This window comes from Thermoleptolyngbya sp. PKUAC-SCTB121, from assembly GCF_016919485.1.
GTDB lineage: Bacteria > Cyanobacteriota > Cyanobacteriia > Elainellales > Elainellaceae > Thermoleptolyngbya > Thermoleptolyngbya sichuanensis.
This window is the reverse complement of sequence record NZ_CP070366.1, coordinates 32,075-58,661: the sequence shown is the minus strand read 5'-3', so window position 1 is coordinate 58,661 and position 26,587 is coordinate 32,075. Positions and strand designations below refer to the sequence as shown.

General features: G+C 56.2%; 25 protein-coding genes and 1 pseudogene. 18 read left to right on the top strand and 8 right to left on the bottom strand.

Annotation, left to right across the window (positions count from 1 at the left end):
- The first annotated feature begins 223 nt into the window (after nt 1-223).
- Nucleotides 224-529, top strand: coding sequence for a 30S ribosomal protein S6 (rpsF, locus tag JTM80_RS00240; RefSeq protein ID WP_216655318.1), 306 nt, complete (start codon nt 224-226; stop codon nt 527-529).
- Nucleotides 530-719: 190 nt separating this feature from the next.
- On the opposite strand, the gene JTM80_RS00235 is transcribed toward rpsF, so the two are convergent.
- Entirely contained in the window at nt 720-2,939 is a 2,220-nt protein-coding gene (locus JTM80_RS00235; protein WP_172353631.1) for a SulP family inorganic anion transporter, read from the bottom strand.
- A 185-nt stretch (nt 2,940-3,124) separates the two neighbouring features.
- Here JTM80_RS00235 and JTM80_RS00230 point away from each other — a divergent pair, with 185 nt between their 5' ends.
- The 13 genes and pseudogenes from JTM80_RS00230 to JTM80_RS00170 all read left to right on the top strand — a co-directional run bounded on the left by JTM80_RS00230 (nt 3,125) and on the right by JTM80_RS00170 (nt 14,130).
- Nucleotides 3,125-4,183 (top strand): NAD(P)/FAD-dependent oxidoreductase, encoded by a 1,059-nt coding sequence (locus JTM80_RS00230; RefSeq protein ID WP_172353630.1) that lies wholly within the window; start codon nt 3,125-3,127, stop codon nt 4,181-4,183.
- A 130-nt stretch (nt 4,184-4,313) separates the two neighbouring features.
- Nucleotides 4,314-4,865, top strand: coding sequence for an Npun_F5560 family protein (locus JTM80_RS00225; protein ID WP_172353629.1), 552 nt, complete (start codon nt 4,314-4,316; stop codon nt 4,863-4,865).
- Entirely contained in the window at nt 4,866-5,528 is a 663-nt protein-coding gene (locus JTM80_RS00220; protein ID WP_172353628.1) for a hypothetical protein, read from the top strand.
- Between the two features lie 205 nt (nt 5,529-5,733).
- Nucleotides 5,734-6,747 carry a type I glyceraldehyde-3-phosphate dehydrogenase gene (locus JTM80_RS00215; protein WP_172353627.1) on the top strand — a complete coding sequence of 338 codons (1,014 nt, stop codon included), beginning with the start codon at nt 5,734-5,736 and terminating at the stop codon, nt 6,745-6,747.
- A gap of 176 nt (nt 6,748-6,923) precedes the next feature.
- The gene (locus JTM80_RS00210; protein WP_172353626.1) at nt 6,924-7,208 is read left to right on the top strand and encodes a DUF3288 family protein; all 285 of its coding nucleotides are present in this window, start codon (nt 6,924-6,926) and stop codon (nt 7,206-7,208) included.
- Between the two features lie 233 nt (nt 7,209-7,441).
- A complete protein-coding gene (gene hpxZ, locus JTM80_RS00205) occupies nt 7,442-7,819 on the top strand; it encodes an oxalurate catabolism protein HpxZ (RefSeq protein ID WP_172353625.1) in 378 nt (125 codons plus the stop codon).
- A gap of 45 nt (nt 7,820-7,864) precedes the next feature.
- Complete coding sequence (gene zds / locus JTM80_RS00200) at nt 7,865-9,334, top strand: 9,9'-di-cis-zeta-carotene desaturase (protein ID WP_172353624.1); 1,470 nt, start codon at nt 7,865-7,867, stop codon at nt 9,332-9,334.
- Nucleotides 9,335-9,554: 220 nt separating this feature from the next.
- Nucleotides 9,555-9,653: pseudogene (locus JTM80_RS23385) on the top strand (ParA family protein); the annotation flags it as partial.
- 143 nt (nt 9,654-9,796) lie between these two features.
- Nucleotides 9,797-10,483 carry a two-component system response regulator RppA gene (rppA, locus tag JTM80_RS00190; protein ID WP_172353622.1) on the top strand — a complete coding sequence of 229 codons (687 nt, stop codon included), beginning with the start codon at nt 9,797-9,799 and terminating at the stop codon, nt 10,481-10,483.
- 65 nt (nt 10,484-10,548) lie between these two features.
- A complete protein-coding gene (locus JTM80_RS00185) occupies nt 10,549-11,991 on the top strand; it encodes an ATP-binding protein (protein WP_225906727.1) in 1,443 nt (480 codons plus the stop codon).
- Between the two features lie 129 nt (nt 11,992-12,120).
- The gene (locus JTM80_RS00180) at nt 12,121-12,540 is read left to right on the top strand and encodes a hypothetical protein (RefSeq protein ID WP_228721691.1); all 420 of its coding nucleotides are present in this window, start codon (nt 12,121-12,123) and stop codon (nt 12,538-12,540) included.
- Between the two features lie 106 nt (nt 12,541-12,646).
- Nucleotides 12,647-13,252: a ParA family protein gene (locus tag JTM80_RS00175; RefSeq protein ID WP_172353620.1), complete on the top strand. Its 606-nt coding sequence runs from the start codon at nt 12,647-12,649 to the stop codon at nt 13,250-13,252.
- The gene (locus JTM80_RS00170) at nt 13,249-14,130 is read left to right on the top strand and encodes a M28 family peptidase (protein WP_172353619.1); all 882 of its coding nucleotides are present in this window, start codon (nt 13,249-13,251) and stop codon (nt 14,128-14,130) included. Before JTM80_RS00175 ends, JTM80_RS00170 begins: the two co-directional genes overlap by 4 nt.
- A 77-nt stretch (nt 14,131-14,207) precedes the next feature.
- On the opposite strand, the gene proC is transcribed toward JTM80_RS00170, so the two are convergent.
- From proC to JTM80_RS00150, 4 genes are all read right to left on the bottom strand, one after another.
- A complete protein-coding gene (gene proC, locus JTM80_RS00165) occupies nt 14,208-14,972 on the bottom strand; it encodes a pyrroline-5-carboxylate reductase (protein ID WP_172358745.1) in 765 nt (254 codons plus the stop codon).
- A gap of 202 nt (nt 14,973-15,174) precedes the next feature.
- Entirely contained in the window at nt 15,175-15,750 is a 576-nt protein-coding gene (locus tag JTM80_RS00160; protein ID WP_172353618.1) for a cell division protein SepF, read from the bottom strand.
- A 1,086-nt stretch (nt 15,751-16,836) separates the two neighbouring features.
- Nucleotides 16,837-18,306, bottom strand: coding sequence for a phosphoglucomutase/phosphomannomutase family protein (locus JTM80_RS00155; RefSeq protein ID WP_172353617.1), 1,470 nt, complete (start codon nt 18,304-18,306; stop codon nt 16,837-16,839).
- 504 nt (nt 18,307-18,810) lie between these two features.
- Nucleotides 18,811-19,488, bottom strand: a complete 678-nt coding sequence (locus JTM80_RS00150; RefSeq protein WP_172353616.1) for a GvpL/GvpF family gas vesicle protein — start codon at nt 19,486-19,488, stop codon at nt 18,811-18,813.
- A gap of 195 nt (nt 19,489-19,683) precedes the next feature.
- Here JTM80_RS00150 and JTM80_RS00145 point away from each other — a divergent pair, with 195 nt between their 5' ends.
- Together JTM80_RS00145 and JTM80_RS00140 are read left to right on the top strand one after the other, a co-directional pair.
- Nucleotides 19,684-19,995 carry a nucleotidyltransferase family protein gene (locus JTM80_RS00145; RefSeq protein WP_172353615.1) on the top strand — a complete coding sequence of 104 codons (312 nt, stop codon included), beginning with the start codon at nt 19,684-19,686 and terminating at the stop codon, nt 19,993-19,995.
- Nucleotides 19,988-20,356 carry a DUF86 domain-containing protein gene (locus JTM80_RS00140; protein ID WP_172353614.1) on the top strand — a complete coding sequence of 123 codons (369 nt, stop codon included), beginning with the start codon at nt 19,988-19,990 and terminating at the stop codon, nt 20,354-20,356. Before JTM80_RS00145 ends, JTM80_RS00140 begins: the two co-directional genes overlap by 8 nt.
- A gap of 155 nt (nt 20,357-20,511) precedes the next feature.
- Here the strand turns inward: JTM80_RS00140 and JTM80_RS00135 are convergent, their stop codons facing one another.
- The 3 genes from JTM80_RS00135 to bchL form a co-directional block, all read right to left on the bottom strand.
- A complete protein-coding gene (locus JTM80_RS00135) occupies nt 20,512-21,918 on the bottom strand; it encodes a ferredoxin:protochlorophyllide reductase (ATP-dependent) subunit N (protein WP_172353613.1) in 1,407 nt (468 codons plus the stop codon).
- A gap of 102 nt (nt 21,919-22,020) precedes the next feature.
- The gene (locus JTM80_RS00130) at nt 22,021-22,443 is read right to left on the bottom strand and encodes a DUF5331 domain-containing protein (RefSeq protein ID WP_068511025.1); all 423 of its coding nucleotides are present in this window, start codon (nt 22,441-22,443) and stop codon (nt 22,021-22,023) included.
- A gap of 156 nt (nt 22,444-22,599) precedes the next feature.
- The gene (bchL, locus tag JTM80_RS00125; RefSeq protein ID WP_172353611.1) at nt 22,600-23,463 is read right to left on the bottom strand and encodes a ferredoxin:protochlorophyllide reductase (ATP-dependent) iron-sulfur ATP-binding protein; all 864 of its coding nucleotides are present in this window, start codon (nt 23,461-23,463) and stop codon (nt 22,600-22,602) included.
- A 441-nt stretch (nt 23,464-23,904) separates the two neighbouring features.
- On the opposite strand from bchL, the gene cbiB reads away from it, so the two are divergent.
- Entirely contained in the window at nt 23,905-24,924 is a 1,020-nt protein-coding gene (gene cbiB, locus JTM80_RS00120; RefSeq protein ID WP_225906725.1) for an adenosylcobinamide-phosphate synthase CbiB, read from the top strand.
- A 49-nt stretch (nt 24,925-24,973) separates the two neighbouring features.
- On the top strand, nt 24,974-26,446 hold the full coding sequence (locus JTM80_RS00115; RefSeq protein ID WP_172353610.1) for a CoA-acylating methylmalonate-semialdehyde dehydrogenase: 1,473 nt from the start codon (nt 24,974-24,976) through the stop codon (nt 26,444-26,446).
- The last annotated feature ends 141 nt before the right edge of the window (nt 26,447-26,587 follow it).

Below are 26,587 nucleotides of genomic sequence, written 5' to 3'. Positions count from 1 at the left end.
GGAATGAGTGATAGAATGTTATTTCCTTGCTTCTAAGCCAGAATGCCCGATTGAACGAGCGTCCGCAAGGCGTAGACTTACCCATTGTCCGGCAAGACCTGCCTGAAGCACTAGGGCGATCGCCACGGGCATGGGTTTCTTTAAGGTTCGTCGTCCTGACGTTCGTTCGCTCAGCGCATCTGCCTCTAGAGGCCGTCTGTCCACAAGGAGACTCCTTAAACCCATGAATTACGAAACGATGTACATCCTCCGGCCCGACCTGGGGGATGACCAGACCGATGCGGCGATCGCCAAATACCAAACCATCCTGAAAGACCAGGGCGCAACTGACATCGACACCCAGCACCGGGGCAAGCGCCGCCTCGCCTACGACATCGGCAAGCATCGCGAAGGCGTATATATCCAGATGAACTACGTCGCCAGCGGCAATGCAGTCGCCACGATGGAGCGGGCCATGCGCCTCAGCGAAGATGTAATCCGCTATCTCACCATCCGCGTTGAAGAGCCTGCTGCGAAGGAGCCTGCCTAGCGGTTCCACCAGGCTGAATCAACGCGCAAATTTGGCTGTAGATGATCCCTGTGAAGTTCGCCACTTTGCAGGGATTGATGCTTTAACGCCCTAGAGCAAGCCCCTTGCAGCAAGCTAAAAATGCCCGTCCGCCCTGACTTCCTCTGCGTCAGTTTGGTCTGTCTGAAGTGCTGCTCCCTGATTTCTAGCGCTAGGCATCCTCTAGCAACCGCTTCAGCGTTTGTTCGCGATGAATCAACTGCTCCGTGAGCCGATGGAGAACAAATCGGTGAAACGCGGCCGCCAGCGTCGGAGCTTCGTTCTCCATCCGGCCAAGTGCCTGGGCAGATAGCCAGTACAGCGTGCAGGGCTTTTCAGCCACCGCAGAACTGGTGTGGGGTATGCGGGCATAGAGCGATCGCTCTCCCACAATATTTCCCGCGCCCACGGTCTGGAGCCGCTGGGTAGTGCCATCAGCCAGTTCCAAAATGATGCTGATCTGCCCGCTTTCTATAAAGAAAAGTCCATCTGGCGCATCGCCGTGGCGAAATAGCAGATAGCCAACCTCGCCGGAAATCTCTTCCAAGTAATCCATCAGGGCCGAAGCGTCATCGAGATGGGGAAACCAATTTTGCAACTGGAGCGCCAGCGGCAGCGATCGCTGTCTTCGGAGAGGAATCGTCAGCAGGATCTGATTTTCGCACCATTCTACGCCGCGATCGAGTTCGGCAAAGAGATGACAAACCAAGTCTTCTTCTTCTAAACACCCCCCCTGCCGGAGTTGGCGTTCTAGGGGCGATCGCACCTCTGAAAACACCAACTGAAACGAGTGCTGAACTGCCAATTGCCGGAGCTTGACAAAGCTCAGCACCGCAGAGGAGTCCATGCCGCTGACCCGGCGAAAATCCAGCACCAAAAATCGCAGCGGCATTAGGTCAGGATCATCTGCGCGTTGGCGCACTTGCGACAGCAGTTGGGTGGTGGTGCCAAAGAACAGATATCCCTGGAGCCGCAAAATTTCGATCTGTTTGCCTTCGGCTTGCAGGATTTGCTGAAGCACGGGCGATCGCTGCACGCTGCTGGGATGGTCTGCGCCAGAAAGCCGATAGCGCTCTGCCTGAACGCGGCTGTAGTTGACGACAAAGACGACGCAGGCCGCCAAAATGCCCAGGCCAATACCCGGCAAAAAATCGACTGCTGAAATGACTAGAAAAATTCCGAAAACCAGCCCGTATTCCATTCGAGATAGGCGAAACCAGCTTTGATAGAGCCATTCCACTAATAAATCCAGTCCAGCGAGAACCGTCAGCGAGAAGACCACAAATGTCGGCAGGTAAGCCAGCAGATTTCTGGACAGCAGGGCAAGCAGGATGCATCCCGCCGCAACGAGTCCCGCAAGTCGCAAGGTCGCGCCCGCTTTTTGATGAATCAGCGTGTTGGCCAGGTCAAGATGCGAGAGCGATCCGCCACCCAGCCCAATGAGCATATTGGCGATGCCGTTGACCTTCAAGGTTTGGTCAATGTTGGTTTCTTGCTTGAGCGCAAGTTCAATGCCAACCGCCTCAAACATCAGCACCAGCGGCACCAGCAGCACGATGCCGACCAGCGCTCCACTGTGTTGCATTAGGGTCGGCAGATGGATCTGGCTGAGAAAATTTCCCTCGGCGTTCTGGATCACAAAGCTATCCCGGAGCGGAGAGAGAAACCAACCGTCGGCGATCGCCGCTTCCAAAGGAACGCCCAGCCCCAGCCGAACCCCGTGCGAGAGGGCGATCGCCCCCAACAAACAAAGCGGCAGCACCAAAAAATGGTCGAACCACCGTTCCAACGCCATCAGCACAGCCATCAGCCCCAGCCCTGGCAATAGCTTGAGCAGAGTCTCTGACTGAAGGACTTGATGCACCAAATCCATCCCCTCTGCACCGTTGGCAACTAGGCTAAAACCCACCTGCACCACCAGCCAGCCAATCCCTGCCAAAAAGCCACCCAGAACGGGATAGGGAACAAATTGCAAAAATCGGCTCCACCGAAACCGACCAATGCTCCAAAGCGCGAGTCCTGTCAGCACACTGCTCAGACCCACCAGCGCCCACACCGTCGGCAGACTAGAGCCACTGGCTCCCGATTGCGATAGTTCTCGATGGATTGCGCCTGCTGCGACGGACAGAATAGCCGCCGCCTCCACAGACGGGCCCACAACCGCAATCGGGAGCCTGCTGCCCAGCGTTACCACCACCCCCGTTACCGCCGTACTCAAGAGCGCCATCAAAATGCCAACACTCTGCGCCCCAGAGGGCAAGCCCGCCATCAAGATCAGCCCAACGGCGATCGCATCCGTAGTTAGCACCAGCCCCATCAACAGTCCCGCGGTCATCTCAGACACAAGGACTTGCATCGGCATCGTCCTCAGCCGTTCAAGCAGGGGATTCATCAGGTTCCGCCGCAAAAAAAGTAAGTCGGGTTGCAGGGATTATACTCCGCCTATCCGAAAAACGGGGGAATCTCCAACCGATCCCTGAAATTCTTGCTAGGCTTGTCTTGCTGGGCTTAGACTGTGGCCAAAATGCAGGACTGCAAGCCGCTAAACGCCCTGCCCATCTTGTACCCCAATACGCCATGAAGCTGAGTAAAAAGAACCTGGGCGATCGCCTCAATCACGTTTACGATGTCATCATTGTGGGCGGCGGCGCGGGGGGGCTTTCCGCAGCGATCTATCTTCAGCGCTATCGCCTCTCGTGTCTAGTCGTCGAAAAAGGCAGGGGCCGCTCCTTCTGGATGCAGGATTTGCGGAATTATCTGGGGCTACCACCCGACACACCCGGCCGCGACCTGCTGCAACAGGGACAAGATCACGCACTGTCGCTCGGTGCAGACCATCTGCGCGGCTATGTGGAATCGGTCGAAGACGAGGGCGACACCTTTGCGGTGAAAGTGAAAGTCGGCAAGGCCGACAGCGTATATCCCGTATTTCGGAGCAGGTATGTCATCGCCGCCAGCGGCATCATCGACCACTTGCCGCATCTGGAAAACATGCAAAACGTGTACGACTACGCAGGCTATAACCTGCACGTTTGCATGATTTGCGACGGCTACGAAATGGCGGACAAACGGTGCGGGCTATTTGTCAACTCCGAAGGCAATATCAACACCGCCTTTGTGCTGAACTGGTTTACCCCCTACATCACCGTGTTTACGCAGGGCTTGTTTGAGGTGAGTGCAGAAATGCGTAAAAAGTTGCGCGATCACGGCTATCCTCTAGTAGAATTGCCGATTAAGCGCTTCCTCGGTCATGATCACGAGATGACAGGCGTTGAGCTGATCGACGGTTCTATGGTCCCGCTGGAAACGGGTCTGGTCGCAATGGGTTCCCACTATTTCAACGAATATCTGCAAGGGTTGGACTTGGAATGGAAGGGCGACAACTTGGTGACTGACGGGATGTGCCGCACGTCTCACCCTCGCATTTTTGCCCTGGGAGATCTAAAAGAGGGAATCAACCAGGTGGCGATCGCCGTTGCAGACGGTGCGCTAGCTGCGACCGCCATCTGGCGCGAAATCCGACGAGCCTCGCCACCCCGCCGCTGGGAAGCCCATTTAGATAAATCCCATTCCGACTCCGATTCCGACATCCTACCCCCTGAGTCCTTCCCCCAGCCCATCGAAGCCGCTTCCTAACTCTAGTCTTCAGCCATTTCGCCAATCCCCAAAATCCAAAATCTAAACTCCAAACTCCCCCTCTACCACAATTTACCCTTAGCCCTTTTCCCGTTCCTGCTAGATCCACCGAACCGCCAGTCGGAGTGATATGACTCATTCTCTAACCATCCCAGAACTCCAGGCAGAAGTCGCGCACCTGCGCGAAGAACTCCAGATGCGCGACCAGCTTGTGCAGCAGTTGTCGCAAGAGCTATTTCGACTGGTTAAAGGCCAGTCCAATCAGGCTCCTTCGGCGGCGCTGTCAGAGCGGCATCAAAACGAGATGCGGGTGCTGAGAGAGCAGCTTCAAGCCGTCGAGCAGCAGGTCGGGTTCTATCAAGAGCAGATCGCCAGCCGCGACACCGAGGTCTATCAACTGCGCCAATCGGTGCAGGAACTGACCGACCGTTCCCGGATGCTGGAGCAGGTGGTGCAGGAACTGCCCCATATCTACCGTCAGAAATATCTGGAGCGCTTGCAGCCGATCAAGGAAAAGGTGGCCCAAATTCAGCAGGAAAACCGCCGCCTCCACGCCGAGTTGCAGAGCGTCAGCTATCGCCTGGCCGTTCGCACCCGCCGCGTCACGCAGATCGACCTGCCGAGCTTCCCGCGTGCTGGTGCGCCCGTGCCCGTGTCGGTTTCGTCCTATGGCGGTGCCTAAGTGGCTCAGGTCTGGATTGTTGCAGAGTCCAATCCATTTGCAGAGCAGGCGATCGCCCAACTGAAGCAGGCGATCGCCCAGTGTCCTACAAGCTCCACCCCCGATACCGTTCGAGTCGTCGCGCCCGCCGACCTGCCGCCCGTCGTAGCCCCAGAGGACATTTTCTGCCCGCTGACGCTGGCGCTGCCAGAGGCTCTGGCGTTTCCAGGCGCATCAGTGTTTCGCGCCTGTGCCCAGGTAGACAGCCTGCGCCAGTCGGTGGCAGACCGCTTTGGCGTGAAACCCGGCGATGGTTCGCTCTGGCTGCCCATTGCGCTCACGGCTAAAGGGCCGCTCTACGGCGAGGCGATCGCCCTCGCTGCCCACACCCCAGAGCAATACCGCCAGCCCCACCACCTGAGCGATCGCCAGCGCCAGCCCCTCTATGCCCTTGCCTTTCGCCTGCTGGACTGGCTGAATGCACCCCCCGCTGTCTACTTATTACAGGTTGCGCTGAGCGACGAGGGCGTGGTGTTTGATCGGCTCTGGCCCTATCCGGCCGCAGGGGCGATCGCCAGCCTATCGGTTCAAACGCCCGATCTGTTTACCGCCCACTGGCTCTGCCTCAGCCACCAGCCCCTCCTCGACCTCAGCATCCCAGGCGAATCGGCCAAAATCTTATAGAACTGATAAGTTTCGCCCTTGCAAAGGGTAAGTATAAATGCCTATACTAAGTGTCGTCAGGACAGTTTTCTGACGCAGATCCGCTTAAGAGTTTTGATCCTCGATGCCTTAGCGCTCGACCTGATTTCCTTGAGTGGTGAACTCTTAAAAGTGTATGATCTGTTTCAACATTGGCGAATATCTAGTGTAAAGAGGGCAAGACGCAGTGATTAGAGTAGCAATTAACGGCTTCGGGCGCATTGGGCGGAACTTTATGCGCTGCTGGCTGGGGAGATCCCACAGCGATTTTGAAATCGTTGCCATTAACGATACCTCCGACCCCCGTACTAACGCGCACCTGCTGACCTATGACTCAATGCTAGGCAAGCTAAACGCAGACATCAGCGCCGATGAAAACACCATTACTGCAAATGGCAAGGTCGTTAAGTGCGTCTCTGATCGCAACCCCCTCAACTTGCCCTGGGGTGAATGGGGTATCGATCTCGTCATTGAATCAACGGGTGTTTTCACGAGCCGCGAAGGCGCTTCCAAGCACCTAGAAGCTGGAGCCAAGAAAGTCCTCATCACTGCGCCGGGGAAAAATGACGACGGCACCTTTGTGGTCGGTGTCAATGAAAAAGATTACGACCACAGCAAGCATACGATCATCAGCAACGCAAGCTGCACCACCAACTGCCTTGCGCCTATTGTGAAGGTCATCAACGACAACTTTGGCATCATCAAAGGCACGATGACCACCACCCACAGCTATACAGGCGACCAGCGCTTGCTGGATGCCAGCCACCGTGACGTGCGTCGGGCCCGTGCCGCCGCGCTAAACATCGTCCCCACCAGCACAGGCGCAGCCAAGGCAGTTGCTCTAGTCATTCCTGAAGTTGCGGGCAAGCTGAATGGGATTGCGCTGCGGGTTCCCACGCCCAACGTCTCCGTGGTGGACTTTGTGGTGCAGGTCGAGAAGCAGGTGATTGCGGAACAGGTCAACGAAGCGCTCAAGAATGCGTCTGAGGGCAACCTGAAGGGCATCCTGGGCTACAGTGAGCTAGAACTGGTGTCCTGCGACTATCGCGGCACGGACTTCTCCTCTGTGATCGACTCGAAGCTGACGATGGTGCTGGGCGGCGACATGGTGAAGGTTATCGCCTGGTACGACAATGAGTGGGGCTATAGCCAGCGCGTGGTTGACCTGGCCGAGGTTGTGGCGCAAAAGTGGGCTGCCTGAGTCCTGCCTAAGTGAGCAATCGGCCCTGAGCCTGTCATCTTTGAGCCTGTTATCTCGCTAACGAACTGCTTTTCCCCCTCTAGAAAAGGGCTGTAACTCGGTTGCAGCCTTATGCTAGAGGGGGCTCTTAATGTTGTAAGAGAGTTGTTAAGAGATCAGAAAGTCCAGAACACCACATGACCGAAAAGCAAGACCAGCAGCATCCCCAGTGGAGCGGCGATCGCCAAATTACCAACGCGCTCCTCTCCGGCGACCCAACGGACTATAACCTCAGCGAACTGGCCCGGCTGCGGATTCGCTACAACGGGTTTCCGGGTGCGAGAGACATTCAGGCCGATCTGGACAAAGTTCTGCAACAGTGGGGGCTGACGGAAGAGGAACTGTTTGAGAAAACGCGGCAAATTCACCAGACCAGCCAGATTTATCAAGGGCGCAATAATCAACGAGAAGATTGGAGCTAGGGGTAATTTGGGATTTTGGATTGGCGTAGGACTTACGCAGTTGGACGATTTCTCGCGGGCTGCGCCTGCGAGAAATCGTCCAAAACCCAGAAAACTTATCGCAAGTGCGTCAGTCCTGTGGCGTTTTTGGATTGGCGTTTTTGAATTTTGAATCTGAGGGCTTGGAGGGTTTCTAGCCAATTTACAGCTATTTTTTACAGCTATCTTTTCTAGGGAGGATTGACAGAACGAGCGTGGAAATTAATCGACCCGATGTGGTGGCGGAAGTGACGGCCGCCTTTGAACGCTACGAGCAGGCCTTGGTGAACAACGACGTGGCGACGCTGGATGAACTGTTCTGGCAAAGTCCTCACACGATTCGCTATGGCGCGACAGAGAATTTATACAGCTATGAGGCGATCGCCGCCTTTCGCGCCAGCCGTCCTACGGGCGACCTCCGCCGCGCCCTCCGCAACACCGTCATCACCACCTATGGCAGCGATTTTGCCACCGCCAACACCGAATTTCGTCGCACCAGTTCTGGCAAAACGGGTCGCCAGAGCCAGGCCTGGCTCCGAACGCCAGCGGGTTGGCGGGTGGTCTGCGCTCATGTGTCCCTATTAGGGGGTTAAAATATGTAAAGAAATTCTTAAAGCAAGTCTGAAGGGATTGGCAGAATGCGCGTTGCAATCGTTGGGGCAGGATTGGCTGGGCTGGCGGCGGCGGTGGAACTAGTAGACGCGGGCCACGAGGTGTCGATCTACGAAGCCCGGACGTTTGTGGGCGGCAAGGTGGGAAGCTGGATCGACGCAGACGGCAACCATATCGAAATGGGGCTGCATGTCTTTTTCAACAATTACAACAACCTGTTTGCCCTAATGCAGAAGGTGGGCGCGTTTGAGGCGCTGCTGCCGAAGGAGCATGTGCATACCTTCGTGAATCGCGGCGGCGAGATTGGCAAGCTGGACTTTCGCTTTTTGCTGGGCGCACCGTTTCACGGACTGAAGGCATTTTTCACCACAGAGCAACTGACGCTGCTCGACAAGCTGCAAAATGCGATCGCCCTCGGCACCAGCCCCATCGTCCCCGGCTTGGTCAACTACGACCTGGCCATGAAGTGGATTCGAGCGCTCGATGCCATCAGCTTTGCCGACTGGTTTCGCAGCCACGGCGGATCGCAGCACAGCCTAGAACGCATGTGGGACCCGATCGCCCTCGCCCTTGGCTTTATCAACACAGAGGAAATCTCCGCGCGCTGTATGCTCACCATCTTTATGATGTTTGCAGCCAAGACAGAAGCCTCGCGGCTGAATATGCTGGCGGGTTCCCCCGATGAGTATTTGCACAAGCCGATTCTGAAATACATCCAGGAGCGCGGCGCACAGGTTTACACCCGGCGGCAAACGCGGCGAATTTTGTTTGAGGAGCAGGACGGCAAAACGGTGGTGACGGGGCTGGCGATCGCCAGTGGTGACACCGAAGAAATCGTGACAGCCGATGTCTACTTGGCTGCCTGCGACGTGCCCGGAATTCAGCGCCTCTTGCCCGCCGAGTGGCGCAAGTATCCCGAATTCGATAATCTCTACAAGCTAGAAGCCGTGCCTGTGGTGACAGTGCAGCTTCGTTTCGACGGCTGGGTCACAGAACTGCAAGACGCGGAACAGCGCAAACAGCTTGACCACGCCGCCGGACTCGACAACTTGCTCTACAGTGCCGATGCGGATTTCTCCTGCTTTGCTGACCTGGCGCTCACTAGCCCCAAGGACTATTACCGAGAGGGCCAGGGTTCGCTGATGCAGGTCGTGCTGACCCCCGGCGACCCGTTCATCAAAATGAGCAACGAAGACATCGCTCAGCACGCACTAAAGCAGCTTCACGATCTCTTCCCGTCCTCCCGCGACCTAACCATGACCTGGTTTAATGTGGTAAAGCTGGCGCAGTCGCTCTATCGCGAAAATCCGGGAATGGACCCCTACCGCCCGCCCCAAAAGACCCCCGTGCCAAACTTCTTCCTGGCAGGCAGCTACACGCAGCAGGACTACATCGACAGCATGGAAGGCGCAACGATTTCCGGCAAACAGGCAGCCGCCGCCATCCTCGAGCCGACGGGCTACAAGGTGCAGGGCACGGGACTCTTTAAGTATTGATGAGATTGATGAGCCTAGAGGGCAGACTCAGGATTGTATAGCCTTTGGAAGCAACCGCGGAAGCTTCCATCAGTATGGCGCAGCTTAGTATTCAATGCTGTCGTCGCAGGCCGAATCTGAACTGATTGCTCATTGTCTTATTTCAGAACTTACTTGGCTTCCGAATAAGACCTGTGGCTGCGATCGCCCTTCGGTTTCTTCTGGCACAGCCAAAGGCGGCGTGGGGAAAACGACTGCGGCGATCCACTTGGCGGCGTTTTTGCAGGCGCAGGGCGAAACGCTGCCGATCGACGCTGATCCGAATCGCTCGGCTACGGGCTAGGTCAAGCGGAGTAGCTTGCCCTAAAACGTTGTGGATGAGGGCGATCGCCCTGCTGAGATTTTCTTGTGGTGCCGATTTACAACACTTGCAGAATACTTTAGAGATGAGGTGTGCGATCGCCCTGAATCTTGCAAGCTGAAATGCGAATTTTGCTGGTGGAGGACGACAAGGAGCAGCTAGAGCCGCTAGTTGCTGCGCTGTCTCAGATGGGGCACTTGGTGGATAGCGTGTCCGATGGGGACACGGCCCGCTGGTTGCTCCGCGACAAAGACTACGACCTGCTGATTTTGGACTGGCTACTACCCCAAATCAGCGGCATTGATCTGTGCAAGCTATATCGTCAGTCGGGGCAAGGAGCGCCTGTGCTTATGCTAACGGCACGAGACACCACCGCTGATAAAGTGGCAGGGTTGGATGCTGGAGCTGATGATTATCTTGTAAAGCCCGTCGATGTACTAGAACTGCTGGCGCGAGTGCGGGCGCTGGGACGGCGATCGCCTCTGTGGATTGGCGATCGGCTAACCTTGAGCGACCTCATTCTAGATCTAGCCACCATGACTGCCCATCGAGGTGAGGCCAAAGTTGTCCTCACGGCCCGCGAGTTTCAACTTTTGGAATACTTTTTGCGCCATCCTGGGCAGGTTTGTACTCGTGACCAGCTTGAGTCCAATCTTTGGGAATGGGATAAGCAACCTGAAAGCAATGCTGTAAGCACCCAAGTGCGACGATTGCGACAGCGCCTCAAGTCGCTAGGCATTGAAGACTGGATTGAGACTATTTATGGTGTGGGCTATCGGCTGCAAATTCCCAAACCAGGATGCCAATGAGCGACTCTAGTGTGCCAGCAAAAAACCAGAAATTACCGCCAGCCAGCTATCGGGGCGCGATGATCATGTCTATTCCCATCGTGTGCTTGCTAAGCTGCGTTGGAATACAGGCATGGCTGGATCATGGGATTGCCCAGCATGAAGCGCAGGTACAGCATACGCAGAAGGTACGCTTAGAAACCCAAGCCTTGCTCAATCACTTAGTCGATGCCGAGACCGGAGTACGCGGCTTTGGGCTAACCTATCGCTCGGAATTTTTACAACCGTACTATATTGCTCAGATCGAAATTCCTAAGTCCTTACAAAAGCTGGAAACTTTAGTTAGTGATAACCCCCAACAAACTCAGCGACTGACAATCATTAAAGGATACGTCGATGAGAGTGTAAAACTCTTGGAAAATAAGCTGCGGCTCAAGCGCCAGATCCAGGAGACCACTCCACCGCCTCGACAAACCGCTGCTTCACTGGAGGATTTTTATGCGTGGCTGGAGGAAGGGAAAGAACTTATGGATAACACACGCTACAGGATTGACGCTTTTGCAGTTGAAGAAGAAAATCTTCTGCGCGATCGCCAACGGCAGCTAGACCGCTATCGTCAGATTAACACATTTGTATTGCTGATCTCCGTTTTAGTCGGCATTATTAGCGGCGGCTTTGCGATTCACTTGTTCCTTCATCTGAACCGAGAGCTAGCAGCACGAGAAGGTTGCTTGCAAGCAACTAATGTCGAGCTTGAGCAAGCGTGCGATCGCCTCGAACGATTTACAGCCAGTGCCTCCCACGAACTCCGCGCTCCAATTGCAGCAATCCTCAGCAATGCCCAAGTTGGGCTAATGGCTCGAGACGGCGATTCAACGCAGCCCCGCCAGCGGCTAGAAAAGATTGTGCAGTTAGCCAAGTCGATGAGTGCCTTAGTAAACGATTTGCTATTTCTGGCGCGGCACGAAGGCAAGCTAGATGAGGAATCGCTCCAGCCCTTTGACGTGCGATCGCTCCTAGCTACTCACCTCAACGATTTGCAATACCAAACAACTCTCAATCTTCAGATCACCAGTGACCTGCCGGATGATCCAGTTATTCTGCGGGGCGATCTTGATCTAGTTCAGCAAGTAATCACGAATTTACTCAGCAACGCCTGCCGCTACACACCGGCAGGTGGGTCTATTACAGTTCGCCTGCGGACAACTGAGGAATCAGCAATTTTGGAGGTGATTGATACAGGGATTGGCATTGCCCCCGAGTCCTTACCCTATATCTTTGAGCAGTTTTATCGCGAAGACCGTGCCCGCTTCCAAGAAACAGGAGGCTTTGGACTAGGGTTGGCGATCGCCCAGCAAATCGTGCAGGCCCACCACGGCACAATTTCCGTGACCAGCGAGATTGGCAAAGGGTCAACCTTTACGGTGACGCTGCCGCGCATTTCCAAGCTGAATTTAACTAGCTTACCTTACTCAGACGTTGGCTTGTGGCAACGGGCAGGAGACAAGGCTAGAAAACAGCCGTCATGATTCCGTCATAATTCCTTGTTAGATTAAGCGCAAATCCTCACAAGGGGGAAGCAAATGCAACCGCTGCTTAGCTACTGCTTTAGGTATGGCAGGGGTTGCACAAGTAGAAGTACACTCGCAGGAGTCACTATGATGAAGCATCTGTTTCTGAAGCTTGCTCCGGTTCTAGTGGTGGGGGCTAGTTTGGTCAGCATTAGCCCACAGGTCACAGCCCAGAGCGTCCCCATTGGCAATTTGCGTCGTCATCAGGGCATTACGATTACTGGAACTGTGCAAAGCATCGTTGGTAACGAGTTCTTGCTGCGAGACAACACGGGCGAGATCATTGTAGACGCAGGGCCGCGCTGGTATCACCAGATCAATCTATCTCCGGGAGAGCGCGTTACGGTTGTAGGCGAGTACGATGACTATGACTTTGACGCATTTCGGATTACCCGCGAGAACGGCGAAGTGATTGTGATTCGCAATGGCCCGGGCCGTCCACCGTGGGCAGGTGGCCCGCGCGGTGCTGGTCGGCCGTATCGCGGCAGGGGCGATCGAGCATGGTGATGCAAGGGCTATCTTCCTAACTCCATGCCTCCTTCCCTTCGCTGTAAAACCTGCTCCCAGCGCGATAGAATTCCAGTACTAGGGCAGGGGAAGATTCAGCGCGCGGGTGATTATCACGGTTGCCAGTTTCAAAGGAGGCGTGGGGAAAACGACTGCGGCGATCCACTTGGCGGCGTTTTTGCAGACGCAGGGCGAAACGCTGCTGATCGATGCCGATCCGAATCGCTCGGCTACGGGCTGGGCCATGCGGGGCAGCTTGCCCTACGAAGTTGTGGATGAGTGGCGATCGCCCCAGCGAGTCCGCAACTTTAGCCATGTGGTGATTGACACCCAAGCGCGACCCGTGCAGCGCGATTTGGAACTGCTGACCGACGGCTGCGACCTGCTGATCTTGCCGACTACGCCCGACGTGCTGGCGATGGATGCGCTGGTGCTGACGCTGGAATGCCTGCACACCATCGGCGCAAACCGCTATCGCATCATGCTCAACATCATTCCGCCCAAGCCCAGCCGAGATGGGGAAACCGTGCGATCGCTCTTGCAAGAATCGGGAATGCCTGTGTTTGCGGCGGGCGTGCGGCGGCTGGCGGCATTTCAAAAAGCAGCACGAGCGGGCATTCCGGTGTATGAGGTGAAAGATCCCCGCGCCGCCGACGGCTGGCAAGATTATGTATCCGTGGGTGAGGAAATGCTAGAGGTCTTTGGCGGATGACAACTGACACAACAGGCTTTGCGAATCCTGACAATTCCAGCCTGAAAAGTCGGCTTTGGGGACACTTGCAGGCCATTGCGCGAGAGCGCGACCCTTACCTTGCTAGCGAAGGACATTTCTACGTCCAGCAATATATCCAAGCATTCCTGACGCAATTTGGCGCAGTCGAAACGCAGCCGTTCACCATTCGCGGCCAAACACATCACAATCTTCTGCTGAAGTTGCCGGGACAGCAGATGGCCCGTCCACCCATCCTAATTGGCGCACACTACGACGCAATACCCGGTTCGCCCGGGGCAGATGACAATGCATCGGGGGTGGCGGTGCTGCTGGAACTGGGGCGATCGCTCTTTGCTCAACCCGCCCGTCATCCCGTCTGGCTGGTCGCCTTTGACCTGGAGGAATTTGGGCTATTGGGCAGTCGCCACTGTGCCGAACAGTTCCACGCCCAGGGGCAGCGGCTGCGGCTAATGCTGTCGCTGGAAATGCTAGGCTATTGCGACCCACAGCCCGGTTCACAGCGCTATCCCGCCGATTTTTTCTATCAGCTCTATCCCAGCCACGGCAACTTCTTGGGGCTGGTGGGAAGTCCCACAACCTTCCTGGATATGCAGCGCCTCAGCCGCAGCCTGCGCCAGGTCGGCCAAGTGCCTGCCCACTGGTTTCCTGCCCCCAATCGCGCCAGCGCCCTGCCCGACCTGCGCCGCAGCGACCACGCCCCCTTTTGGGATCTGGGCTATCCCGCTGTGATGCTCACCGACACCGCCGATCAGCGCAATCCCCACTATCACCAAGCCAGCGATCGCCCCGAAACCCTCGATCTGGATTTCCTGACGGGCGTTTGTCGGGGTCTGGTGGATGGGGTTCAGGGCTTGTAGGGAGGGTTGATTTTGGATTGGGGATTTTGGATTAAGGGGCCGCAGGGTTTGCAGCGCATCTGGCGATTTGGCAGACCCTAGCCGCCTAATTCGCGCGATCGCCCGGCGGCGGCTTTGACCGCTTCGATCAGGGCAGCGCGGAGCCCGGCTTGTTCTAAGGCAGCGATGCCTGCAATGGTCGTCCCGCCGGGGCTGGTGACGCGATCCTTCAATTCGCCAGGGTGGAGGCCGGTTTCCGCCAGGAGTTGGGCTGTGCCGCGCACGGTCTGGATGGCAAGCTGAGTGGCGATCGCCCTGGGCAGACCAGCCGCCACGCCGCCATCGCTCAGCGCTTCTACAATCAGCGCCACATAGCCCGGGCCAGACCCAGACAGCCCCGTGACGGCATCCATCAGCGACTCAGGCACGTCTACGACTTCGCCCACGGCCTGAAAGATTTGTCGAGCCTGCGCCAAGTGGCTGGGCTGGGTGTGCCGACCTGGGGCGATCGCCGTCATCCCTGCGCCCACGGTGGCCGGCGTGTTTGGCATGGCTCGCACAACGGGGCAATTGGGAAAGCCAGCCTCCAGTTTATGCAGCGGAACCCCTGCCAAGATCGACAGCACCAGCATCGACGACGAGGTCATGGGGAGCGCCTGAACCACAGAGTCAAAGACCTGCGGCTTGATTGACAGCAGCAATACGTCGGCGTGTTGCATTGCATCGGCATTCTCCGCCGTCACCTGCACACCGTATTCTTCTGCCAAATACTCGCGCCGTGCCGCCGCAGGTTCCCCAACCGTCACCTCATCCGACGCGCACACGCCCTGATCTAGCAGGCGAGACAGCAGAGCCTCTGCCATTACGCCGCCACCAATTATTCCCAGCTTCACGACTGCCTCCTTTCTTGCTGTGGATGTCTCGCTCTGGGTATGCTGCACTGCTGCAAACAGCACAAGACCCAGACAGCACAAAACCCCCTTCAGCCAAGCTCCAGAACGGCCGGATTGAGCAGCCGTTGCAAAGCAGCCAAAAGGGGGAGATTGCGAGTGCGACCTCTGAAACTTAAGCCATACGAGCTTGCGGATCTGCGCCCCAGGTCGGAGCGGGGGAGGTCATCGGGCGACCGGGACGCATGGGCTGCTGGAGCGGGATGTCCGCAGGCGGGTTGAGCTGGGTGCTGACCTGGACGCAGTTGGGCGTAAACAGGAAAATGCTCTCGCCGATTCGCTCCTGGTGGCCGTCGATCGCATAGGTGCCGCCGGCCAAAAAATCGACCGCTCGCTGTGCCTGATCGGGGTCCATGATGGTCAGGTTTAGCACGACAGACTTGCGCTCCCGCAGGGCGCGAATTGCCTGGGGCATTTCTTCAAAGGTACGGGGTTCCATAACCACGACTTCAGACATGCCGTTTACACCGGGCATTCCAATCACGTTGCTCATACCGGAGCCAACATCAGTGGTCATCAGCGGGCGATCGCGCATCCGGCGACGGCGCGGTTCTTCTTCGACGAGCGGCTGGACGTTCTCTTCTTGATAGAGATTCTGATATTCCTGTCCGTCCATTTCGTCGTACTCATATTCATAGTCGGCCGGATCATTCAGGCCCACAAAGTCACGCAGCTTAGAAAAAATGCTCACAGGTCACGCTCCATCACATAACGTTAATTGGGTTAATTTTTGACAATCCCATCTGACAATCAAAATCTGACAACCAAATCTGACAAATCCGACAAATCTGACAATCATGCCAGGGCAAACTCTAACATCGAGTGGAGATTTCAAATCGAGACTTCACACACTCAGGCGAGAGTGCCCTATTAACCCGACCGCGATAAGGCTTAAGCATAAATTAATAATCTAAGCGCTTACCCAACGGGCTTGAAATTCCGCTCAAGTTACTTGTTTTGAGTTATCAGTATATAACAGATTTAGAAAATCAATCCCCAATTCGGAATTGATTCAAAAAAATTGCCAATGGCACAAGGCGCGATCGCCCTCACAGTTTATCTAACCAATCCAGAATTCTCAAGTCATGGCAGCCTGGTTTAATTTGGCATTTGATCTTATCCCCAGGTTGCACCGATCAGGTTTGTTAATCAATCGAGCAGCCTAGCCGATCTAACCATCCTAGAATGCTGCGATCGCCTGCTTGGATGTCAGTCTTTAAACTCAGGAGCGATCGCCCAAGCGGTAATTCAGCCTGAATTCTAGACTGGGATCCATGCACTTGGGTCAGGTTTGATCAGGAAAACCTATTAATGGCGATCGCGCGTCCCGGTCTGCTGATCAATCCCCTGCAAGATTGGCAGCCATCCTAGAAGCAGATGAGACAATTTCCCTATCAGAATTGGCTACGGATCAAGCCCGCTCCACTCAGCGATTTTTCCCGATCGGATCGCAGAAAGCAGGGGTTTACAAAGCCTGCTCACAAAATATCGGGATGCCGAATCGCAAAACCCCACTGCCATAGCTGGAGTGGGGCCTTTGAGCAGCCGCCACTGCGGACGAACCCAATAATGAATCAGTTAGGACTTACGCAGTTGGACGATTTCTCGCGGGCTGCGCCCGCGAGAAATCGTCCAAAACCCAGGAACTTCAATCGCAAGTGCGTAAGTCCTATCAGTAATAAATCAGTAATGAATCAGTCGCTGCACCTCCAATCCTCGCTAGCATGGCGGAGGACTGTTTTAACTAGAAGGTTTAACTAGAAGGCGGAGGGCTGTTTTAACCGGAAATAGAGTTGGCCCAGTCCTTGGCCCAGTGCAAGTTTTGCTGCACACGCTCTGGGGTAGCGGCTTCCGAATAGAGGCGTAACACGGGTTCTGTGCCGCTAAAGCGGATCAGCAGCCAGCTTTGATCTGCCAGACGAAACTTGTAGCCGTCGATATCCAGGATGCTCAGCACCGACTGTCCGGCGATCGCCTGGGGGGGCTGGGTCTTGAGCTGGTTCAACAAGCGCGATCGCACGTCCATGCTGGCCAGGGGCAGGTCAATGCGGTCGTAGGCAGAGGTAAAGCCCGTTTTGGCTTGCAGCGCGGCGTATTGGTCGCTCAGATCCATGCCGCTGTCTACGACGGCTTCCAGCACATACAGGGCCGACAGCAGCGCGTCGCGTTCGGGAATGTGGTTGCCGTAGCCGATGCCGCCGGATTCTTCGCCACCCAGAAAAACCTGACTTTCCAACATGCGGTCGGCGATGTATTTGTAGCCAATCGCAGTTTCATAGACGGGCAGGTTGTGCAGCTTGGCAACCAGGGGCATCAGATCCGAGCCACTGATGGTTTTGACGATTTCACCTGTGAAGCCGCGATGGGTAGCGAGGTGCTGAATCAGCACCGGAATCAGCACTTGAGAACTCAGGAAATTGCCTGCGCCATCGACGGCGGCAATGCGATCGCTGTCTCCATCAAACACCAGCCCCACCACTAGCTCATCGGGCGATCGCCGCTCATAGGTTCGGATTTGGTGGAGCAGGTCGGGCAAGTAGCGGGGCAGGGGTTCTGGTGCGCCGCCGCCAAACAGTGGATCTGCGCTGCCGTTTAGCTCATGAATGGGCGTGCCCAAAAGCTGCTCTAGCCCGCCCGACGCTGCACCGTGCATCACATCGGCAAACACGGTGAGCTTGCCCGTGGCGATCGCCTGCCGCAGTTTTTCCACATCCACCTTGGCCCGCAGCCCTTCGCAATAGCTCGTCCACGGGTTAAAGGTTTGCAGCGTCCCCGGCTGCTCTACGGAGGGAAGTTCCTGTCCCAGCAGCGTCTCAATCTTTGCCGTCACCTCCGGCGGAATCGACCCGCCAAAGCCTGCCTTCACCTTCAGTCCCGAATAGGCCGCAGGATTATGGCTGGCAGTAATCACCACGGCCCCCAGGGCGTTTTGCTGCTTTGCCGCCCAGCTAAAGGCCGGCGTTGGCGCAAAGGATTCCGACAGCAATACGTCATAGCCCGCTTTTTGTAGCGCCTCTGCCGCCACCTGAGCAAACTCCGGCGACAAAAAGCGGCGATCGTAGCCCACAATCACTAGGCGATTTTGGGTTTGTTCACCATACGTCTGCTCTAGGGCGATCGCCGCCCGTGGCGCAACCTGCATCACCCGCTCAAAGGTAAAGTCTGCTGCGATCATGCCGCGCCAGCCGTCTGTCCCAAAGGAAATGGGCCGCTGGACAAACGCAGAGGGAGAAAGTTGACCTGCCATAGGATGTCTAGGAATTGGGGGACTGCAAGGAACAGGAAAAACCTGAGCGCATTGAGCCAATCTGCACGCTGCCGTTCCAGCAGCACATTGCAAACTGCCACTCAGAGCAATTCTATGCAGGAAATCCCGTATCCGCCAGACCGTTCTCCGGCATTCACTCCAATTTTACGAAGATTTTCAGAGCAATTTCACCCAATCTCGCCAGTGAGCAAATCCTTAATGAGCAATCCTTAAATGAGCAATCCTTTTGTCAATTCGCCTGAGTCGCCTGAGCCACCCCATGAATGAAACTGAATGAAACTGCTAAAAGCCCTGCAATCCAAAAATCGCCAATCCAAAATCCAAAATCAATATGCCTTCCCTAATCAGCGCAATAGCCCCGTCCACACTGCCTGGGTTGGGGGCTGAAATCCAGGTCGGTTCAGGAGCGGAGCTATTGCGGTTTGGGGGCTTGAATATTGTTTCAGCCCTTGCCCCAGAAATTACGCAAACCCAACCCAAAAACTACACAAAGTGATAAGGCGGCAGCGCCTCACTCAGCGCCATGTGCCAGCCAGGACAGCGCGATCGCCACTCTTCCAGTTGCGCCCGCAGCGCAGGCTCCGCCTCTCGACTGAGCAATAGGTGCAGCCGCTCTACGCCATCGCGGGGTGCGTCGATCTGGAGCATGGGATAGGCCTGGGCGATCGCCCCTTTAATTGCTTCCAGTTCTGCTTGCTGCTGCCGCTGGCGATCAAGCTGCTGTTGAAATTGCTGTTTTTTTGCTAGAAAATAGTCGCGTCCGGTTCCGGCAGTCGCCAGCGGGCTTGGGGCAGAAGATTCGGGCGATCGCGGCGATAGTTTTAACGTATATTCAGCCTGCCCCACCAGCCGCGTCAGGGTTGCCTGGTAGCCAGCCGCATTGACGTGCAGATGCTCCAGCAGCTTTTCCTGCGACACAAACTGCGTGCCAAACCGCAGCGGCAGCACAGGAACCTGCTCAAACACCTCACGAATCACCTGGTCATGGTGCAAGACTGCCCGCATCAGCCGCTCGTCGCTCTGCTCCAGCATAGCCAAGTCCAGCCCCGGCTCCACGACCGCGCCCACCCCCAGTTCGTACAGCAGCATCAACTCGCCGCTAATGCCCGCCGGTAGCACAATCGACTCGGTTGACTGAAGGACAAACGCATAGGTGTACATCAAAACCTTATTGCCCCAATGGAGAGACGCTGCTTAATACTCCATTAATACTCCATTCTATAAGGGCTGGGACGGATGCCATTCCATTAGTTTTCGTGAACGCAACTTGCAAGCGGCAAGCGGCGTTGATGGCGTTAATATTGTGGGTGAGCATTCTCATCAAGAGCCACCTAGCAAGCGTTACCAAGCATCACAATGACGACCCGCTCAATGAAGCCGATTGCGAAAGAGGAAGTTCTGGCTCAGTTGAAAGCGCTCAAGCCCGAACTCGCTCAACGCTATGGGGTAGGTCAGATTGGGGTCTTTGGCTCTGTCGCCAGAAATGAAGCCCATGAGGAAAGCGATATTGATGTCGTGGTGCAAATGCTGCCCGATATTCTGAAACGCGCCAGCCTAAAGGCAGAGTTGGAAGAAAAATTTGGCAGAGATGTAGACGTGATTCGCTATTGGCACGGCATGAATCAATTCCTCAAAGCCAGGATCGATCAAGAGGCGGTGTATGCGTGATCGATCGATACTCTTGGAGCTATTTCTTGAAATTGAAGAAGCAATCAGAAGAATCGAGCGGCGCTTTATAGGAATCGATTCTCCGGGGGACTTTTTGCGCGATGACGCGGGTTTGGATCGGCTAGATGCAATTGCCATGATGCTCATTGCAATTGGCGAGAATGTTCAAAGAATTGATAAGCGTGCAGATAGAGATTTCTTTAAACAGCAACCGAGCATCGATTGGGAAGGAGTCAAAGGAATTCGGAATCTACTGGCGCACAACTACTTCAATGATGCAGAAGAAATTTACAAAATCTGCTCTCAAGATATTGAGCCGTTGAAGCGGGCAATTCAAAAAATTCGCAGTGATATTTTCTAATTCAGACAGAACCTACGCGCTTTCGATGAATTTTTCGGATTTTGGATGATTTCTCACAGACAAGGCCCACCAGAAATCATCCAACTGCGTAAATCCTGCCGGAATCAGTTTTGCCAAGGGTTGTCTCAGACGCGGGCTAGATCAGGACAAGCGCCCTACACGTTTGCCTCTTCCTTGACCAGCTTGTCCCAGCCCAGATCCTTCAGCGAGGTATTTCGGCGCAGCGGGCGGGTCGCCAGTTCCAGGATGTCGCGGGCGTTGGCAAAGCCGTGAATCTGGGCAAAGGTGAACTCCACCGACCACTTAGTATTAATGCCCCGCGCCTCTAGCGGGTTGGCGTGGGCCATGCCCGTGATCACCAGATCAGGATTCAGGTCATAAATCCGCTGAATCTGGTTATAGTTGTCGGGCTTTTCCACAATGCGGGGCAGCGGCACGCCCATTTCGGCACAGGTCTTCTCTAGCAGCGCCAGTTCCGCCGCCTGGTAGCGCTTGTCCATATAGGGAATGCCGATTTCGGGGACAGTCATGCCGCAGCGAATCAGGAAGCGGGCCAGGGAAATTTCCAGCAGGTTATCCCCCATGAAAAAGACCGACTTGCCGCGTAGCAGAGAAACGTAATCCTCCAGCCCTTCCCAGATTTTGGTTTCGCGCTCTTCCAGTCCCTTCGGCTCAATGCCAAACACAGAGCAAATTTTCTCCACCCAGGCGCGGGTTCCGTCTGGGCCGATGGGGAAGGGTGCGCCGATCAGCTTGCACTTGCGGCGGCGCATCAGCGTGGTGGCGGTGCGAGACAGGAACGGGTTCACGCCGCAGACGTAATAGCCTTCTTCGATCACAGGCAGCTCCGTAAACCGCTTGGCCGGTAGCCAGCCAGAAACCCGGATGCCCTGCTTCTTTAGTTCTAGCGTCAGTTGCGTGACGACCGGATCGGGCAGGGAGCCGAACAGCACCAGCGGCGGATGGTCTACATATTCCGATTCTTCCGCCTTCACGTCTTCCTGCTTGCGGCCAAAGTTCAACAATCGCTGCACGGCGTTGCGCTCGGCTTTTTCGGACTCCAGCACGGGTGCTTTGTCGGGGCAGCGGGCCGCCATTGCCGCCAGCACGGTGTCTTCGCCTTGGGTAAAGGCGTAGTCCAGTCCGTTGGCGCGGGCCACGACAATGGGAATGCCGATCTCTGCCTCCAGCTTGGGCGCGAGGCCTTCCAAATCCATTTTGATGATTTCGGTGGTGCAGGTGCCGATCCATACGATGACGGACGGATTGCGATCGCGCTTAATCTGTTCACACAGCCGCTTTAGCTCTTCGTAATCGTTTAGCTGGGCAGAAATATCGCCCTCTTCCAGTTCTGCCATTGCATAGCGCGGCTCGGCAAAAATCATCACGCCCATCGCGTTTTGCAAGAAATAGCCGCAGGTCTTGGTGCCGATGACCAGAAAGAAACTGTCCTCAATTTTTTGATAGAGCCACGCGACGCAGCTAATTGGGCAGAAGGTATGATAGTTGCCCGTTTCACAATCAAAGTTCAGCGCTTGGGGTTGAGTATCGGCGAGGGTCATGGCGAGTATTGGAGTGTTGGGATGTTGAAGAGGGAAGAGAAGAATTGGGGATTGGGGGCTGGCGTAACGTGAAGTAAACTAGCCATCACTCCGGGCGCTCCGTTAATCCCGCTCTCCCACGCCCGTACAGGCTTCGTCAATTTTGGAAGACAGGCGGACAGCGGGAACCTTGCTAGCGGGCTTGGTTTCGGGCAGGTCGAGGGGCGTTTCGGAGGCGAGGGTGCGGCTGGGGAGCATTTTGGGAGCGTCGTCGTCCAGTTCGTCGAGTTCGTCGTCGGGGTTGAAGTTGAGCCCTAGCGCCAGGATGATGCGGTCGGGGTCGTTGCTGAGGTCTACAATCAGCGGCAGCAGGCTCGTCAACTGTGGCTCTAGGGTCGAGAGCGTTCCCAAAATGAATCCAGAGGAGGGTCGCCGCTGTCCGGCACAGTCTACCCAAACGCCCAGCCGCGCAATCCACTCTCGATTTTCACGATAGTAGGTGAGCCAGGCGATTTTCAGGGACTTGCGGAGGTATTGAACGTTCATTAGGGGTCAGGGTTCGGGAGTCAAGGTTCGGGGATTCAAACTACAGAGTTTAGAGTATCGGGTGGCGATCGCCCCTTCTGTCATCTTCCGCAAAGCTAAAGAATTGCAGGCTTTTCCCCGACCTCTGACCCCAACTCCTGCCCCCTTTATCTATCACTAGACCATCATCAAGTCCAGTTCCTCTTCGGCCCGCTTCGGCGCTTCTTTAGGATTCAAGTAAAAATCAGACAGCAGGCTAAACAGGTCGCGGTCGGGTGCATCGCTGGGCACAACCCCTTCGGGACGAGCCAAAATTTGGTCGGCAATATTGAGGTAATAGTCGCAGACGTAGTTCAGCGAGGGGTCTTTTTCCGCCATCTCGAACAGCGTTTTGCCTTTGACGCGAGACACACGGATGTCTTCGATCAGGGGCAGCACCTCCAGGACAGGCATGGGCACGGCTTCGATGTATTTATCAATCAGGTCGCGCTTGGCGGTGCGGTTGCCGATCAGCCCAGCAAGGCGCAGCGGGTGGGTGCGGGCTTTTTCGCGGACGGAGGCGGCGATGCGGTTGGCGGCAAACAGCGCGTCGAAGCCGTTGTCGGTGACGATCATGCAATAGTCAGCGTAGTTTAGCGGGGCAGCAAACCCGCCACACACCACGTCCCCCAGCACGTCGAATAAGATCACATCGTACTCATCAAAGGCATTTAGCTCCTTGAGCAGCTTCACAGTTTCGCCGACAACGTAGCCACCGCAGCCCGCCCCTGCTGGCGGCCCGCCTGCCTCTACGCAGTCCACGCCGCCGTAGCCCTTGTAGATCACGTCTTCGGGCCACACATCTTCGTAGTGATAGTCCTTTTCTTGCAGCGTGTCGATGATGGTGGGAATGAGGAAACCCGTGAGGGTAAAGGTGCTGTCGTGCTTGGGGTCGCAGCCGATTTGCAGCACCTTTTTGCCGCGACGGGCAAGGGCAACTGAGATATTGCAACTGGTGGTGGACTTACCAATGCCACCTTTTCCGTAGACCGCAAGTTTCACGGGCAAGCTCCTGGTGAAGGGATGAAAACTGGAGAGAGGAGAGAAGTAGCAGCGGCAATCGCGGCTACTGTGTGAATTATGAAGAGCCAAATGCCCAAAGGAAAGGGTCTGACAAATCAGTTCACGTCTCTAAACGGTTCTACACAGTCTAAAAAGCATCCTGTATTTTCTTTCAGAGCCAGACTGCCTTTGATGTCTTCAAAAACCTTCTCAAAGACTTTTGAAAACTCTTTTTTATAAAAAGAAGAACAAAATACAAAAAGTGCCTGAACCACTGGACGGGATTGCTTTTGGCGATCGCCCGCCTCTCCCAATCCTCCCAGCCGCCCACCAGAACCGCACCCTGTCGCAGCCTCAGGGCGATCGCCCCCTCTGAACCCCTTGCTCCCACGGGCGCAGATTCCTCCGAAAATAGAGGAAGCCGCTGGATTGATAATTATCGTGAATTTTTTGGAAAACCCTGCCCTGCCGCTGGCGATCGCCGCCCTGCTGGACTTTTTGATTGGCGACCCGTGGAACTGGCTGCATCCGGTGCAGGTGATGGGCTGGGCCATCGGTCGCTATAGCCACTGGGTGCAGGACGGGCTGCATCTGACGACGGAGCCAGAATCCGTGCAGCAACGGGTGGTCTGGCAGCGGGCGGCAGGGGTTTTGCTGGCGATCGCCCTCGTCCTCGGCAGCGGCTTTGTTGGCTGGCTCATCGTTGACTTCAGTCGCACGGTTCATCCATTCCTGGGACTGGCGATCGAATCGATCCTGCTGGCCAGTTGCTTTGCAGGGCGCAGCCTGCGCGATGCGGCAGCAGACGTGCTGCGTCCCCTAGCAGCGGGCCACTTACCCGAAGCGCGATCGCACCTCAGCCGCTACGTAGGGCGCGATACAGAAAGCCTGCCAGAATCCGAAATTCTCCGCGCCGTGCTGGAAACCGTGACCGAAAACGCCACCGACGGCGTAACGGCTCCGCTGTTTTGGGCGATCGCCGGATCGGTTACCCCCCTTGGTCCCGTGCCGCTAGCCCTGGGCTACAAAGCCGCCAGCACCCTCGACTCGATGGTGGGCTATAGAGCCGCCCCCTACACATACTTGGGCTGGGCCAGCGCTCGCCTGGATGACCTGCTGACCTGGCTACCCTGTCGCCTCACGGTGGTGACGATTGCGCTGCTCTCTGGCAGACCCCGCCATGTGCTAGAGCGCTGCCGCCGCGATGCCCCCCAGGACCCCAGCCCCAACGCCGGATGGAGCGAATGCGCCTATGCCGCTGCGCTGGATGTGCAGGTCGGCGGACAAAACACCTATCGCGGCAACCTCACCCACAAGCCGCTGTTGGCAGATCCCGTGCGTCCCATCACGCCTGAACGCATCCAGCAAGCCCTGAGCCTGACTCGCCGCATTTTCTTACTCTGGCTTGCCGGGGCGATCGCCCTCCACTCCCTATCCGGCTTGCGCCCGCTGCTATCCTGAAGAGCAGACCGCTAACAGAACGCAGGAATCAAACGCAGGACATTTCGGCATGGCAGAGCAATTGCAGAACTATATCAATGGACAGTGGTGCGCGTCGGCAGCGACCGACTATTTAGATGTGGTGAATCCTGCCACCTGTGAGGTGCTGGCGAAAGTGCCCCTGTCGCCCGCCCATGAGGTGGATGACGCGGCTCAGGCAGCAGCAGCGGCGTTTCAAACCTGGCGGCGCGTGCCAGCGGGCGATCGCATTCAGTATTTGTTCAAGCTCAAGAGCCTGCTCGAAGAGAACCTGGATGACCTGTCGCGGACGATTACGCTAGAGTGCGGCAAGATCTATGCCGAAGCCAGAGCCGAGATGCAGCGGGCGATTGAAAACGTCGAAGTGGCCTGCGGCATTCCCATGCTGATGCAGGGCGATGTGTCGGAAGACATTGCGCGAGGCATTGATGAATTCATGATTCGCCAGCCGCTGGGCGTTTGTGCGGCGATCGCCCCGTTTAACTTTCCTGGCATGATTCCCTTTTGGTTTCTGCCCTATGCGATCGCCTGCGGCAATACCTACATCCTGAAGCCGTCGGAAAAAGTGCCCCTGACGCTGCAAAAGGTGATGCGGCTGATCGAGCAAACGGGCTTACCGCCCGGTGTGGTGAATCTGGTCAATGGCGCAAAAGAAGCCGTCGATGCGATTTTGGACCATCCCGCGATTCGCGGCATTAGCTTCGTTGGCTCGTCGCCCGTGGCGAAATACGTCTACAGTCGGGCGGCGGCGAACGGCAAGCGGGTGCAGTGTCAGGGTGGCGCAAAGAACCCGATCATCGTGCTGCCGGATGCCGACCTAGATTCCACCATTCGGATCGCCGCAGACAGCGCCTTTGGCTGTGCCGGACAGCGCTGCCTAGCCGCGTCGCTGATGGTGACGGTGGGGCGGGCGCGGGAACCCTTCACCGAGGCAATGGCAGAAGCGGCCAAGTCTCGCGTGGTGGGCTTCGGGCTAGATCAGGGCGTGCAGATGGGCCCGGTGATTAATCTACAAAGCCGCGATCGCATTTCTGACCTGATCCAGCAGGGCATCGACGAAGGCGCAACGCCGCTGATCGACGGGCGCAATCCCAAAATTTCTGGCTACGAATCCGGCAGTTTCGTCCGCCCGACGCTGCTGCAAGACGTGCGCCCCGACAGCCGCATCGCCCAGACGGAGATTTTTGGCCCGGTGCTGGGGCTACTGCATGTAGACACGATCGAGGAGGCGATCGCCCTGGTTAACAGCGGCCACTGGGGCAACATGGCGTGCCTGTTCACCAGCAGCGGCGCGGCCGCCCGCAAGTTTCGCCATGAAGCCGAAGCGGGCAACATTGGCATCAATATCGGCGTGGCCGCACCGATGGCCTTTTTCCCCTTCAGCGGCTGGAAGGAGAGCTTCTTTGGCGATTTGCACGGCCAGGGCAAGCACGCGGTCGAGTTTTTCACCCAGACCAAGGTCGTCGTCGAGCGCTGGTTTCAGGACTGGACGCGCCAGTTCTAGCCATCCTGCAAAAGTCGTCGTTTTTTCTTAATCTTTGTCCTGAAGACTTTCTGCATATTCTGGAAATGCTTGCGGTCTGAACTTTACAAGGGGGCGATCGCCCTAGAAAATCGGTGAAAAGGGTCAGATTTTGTCGTGGAT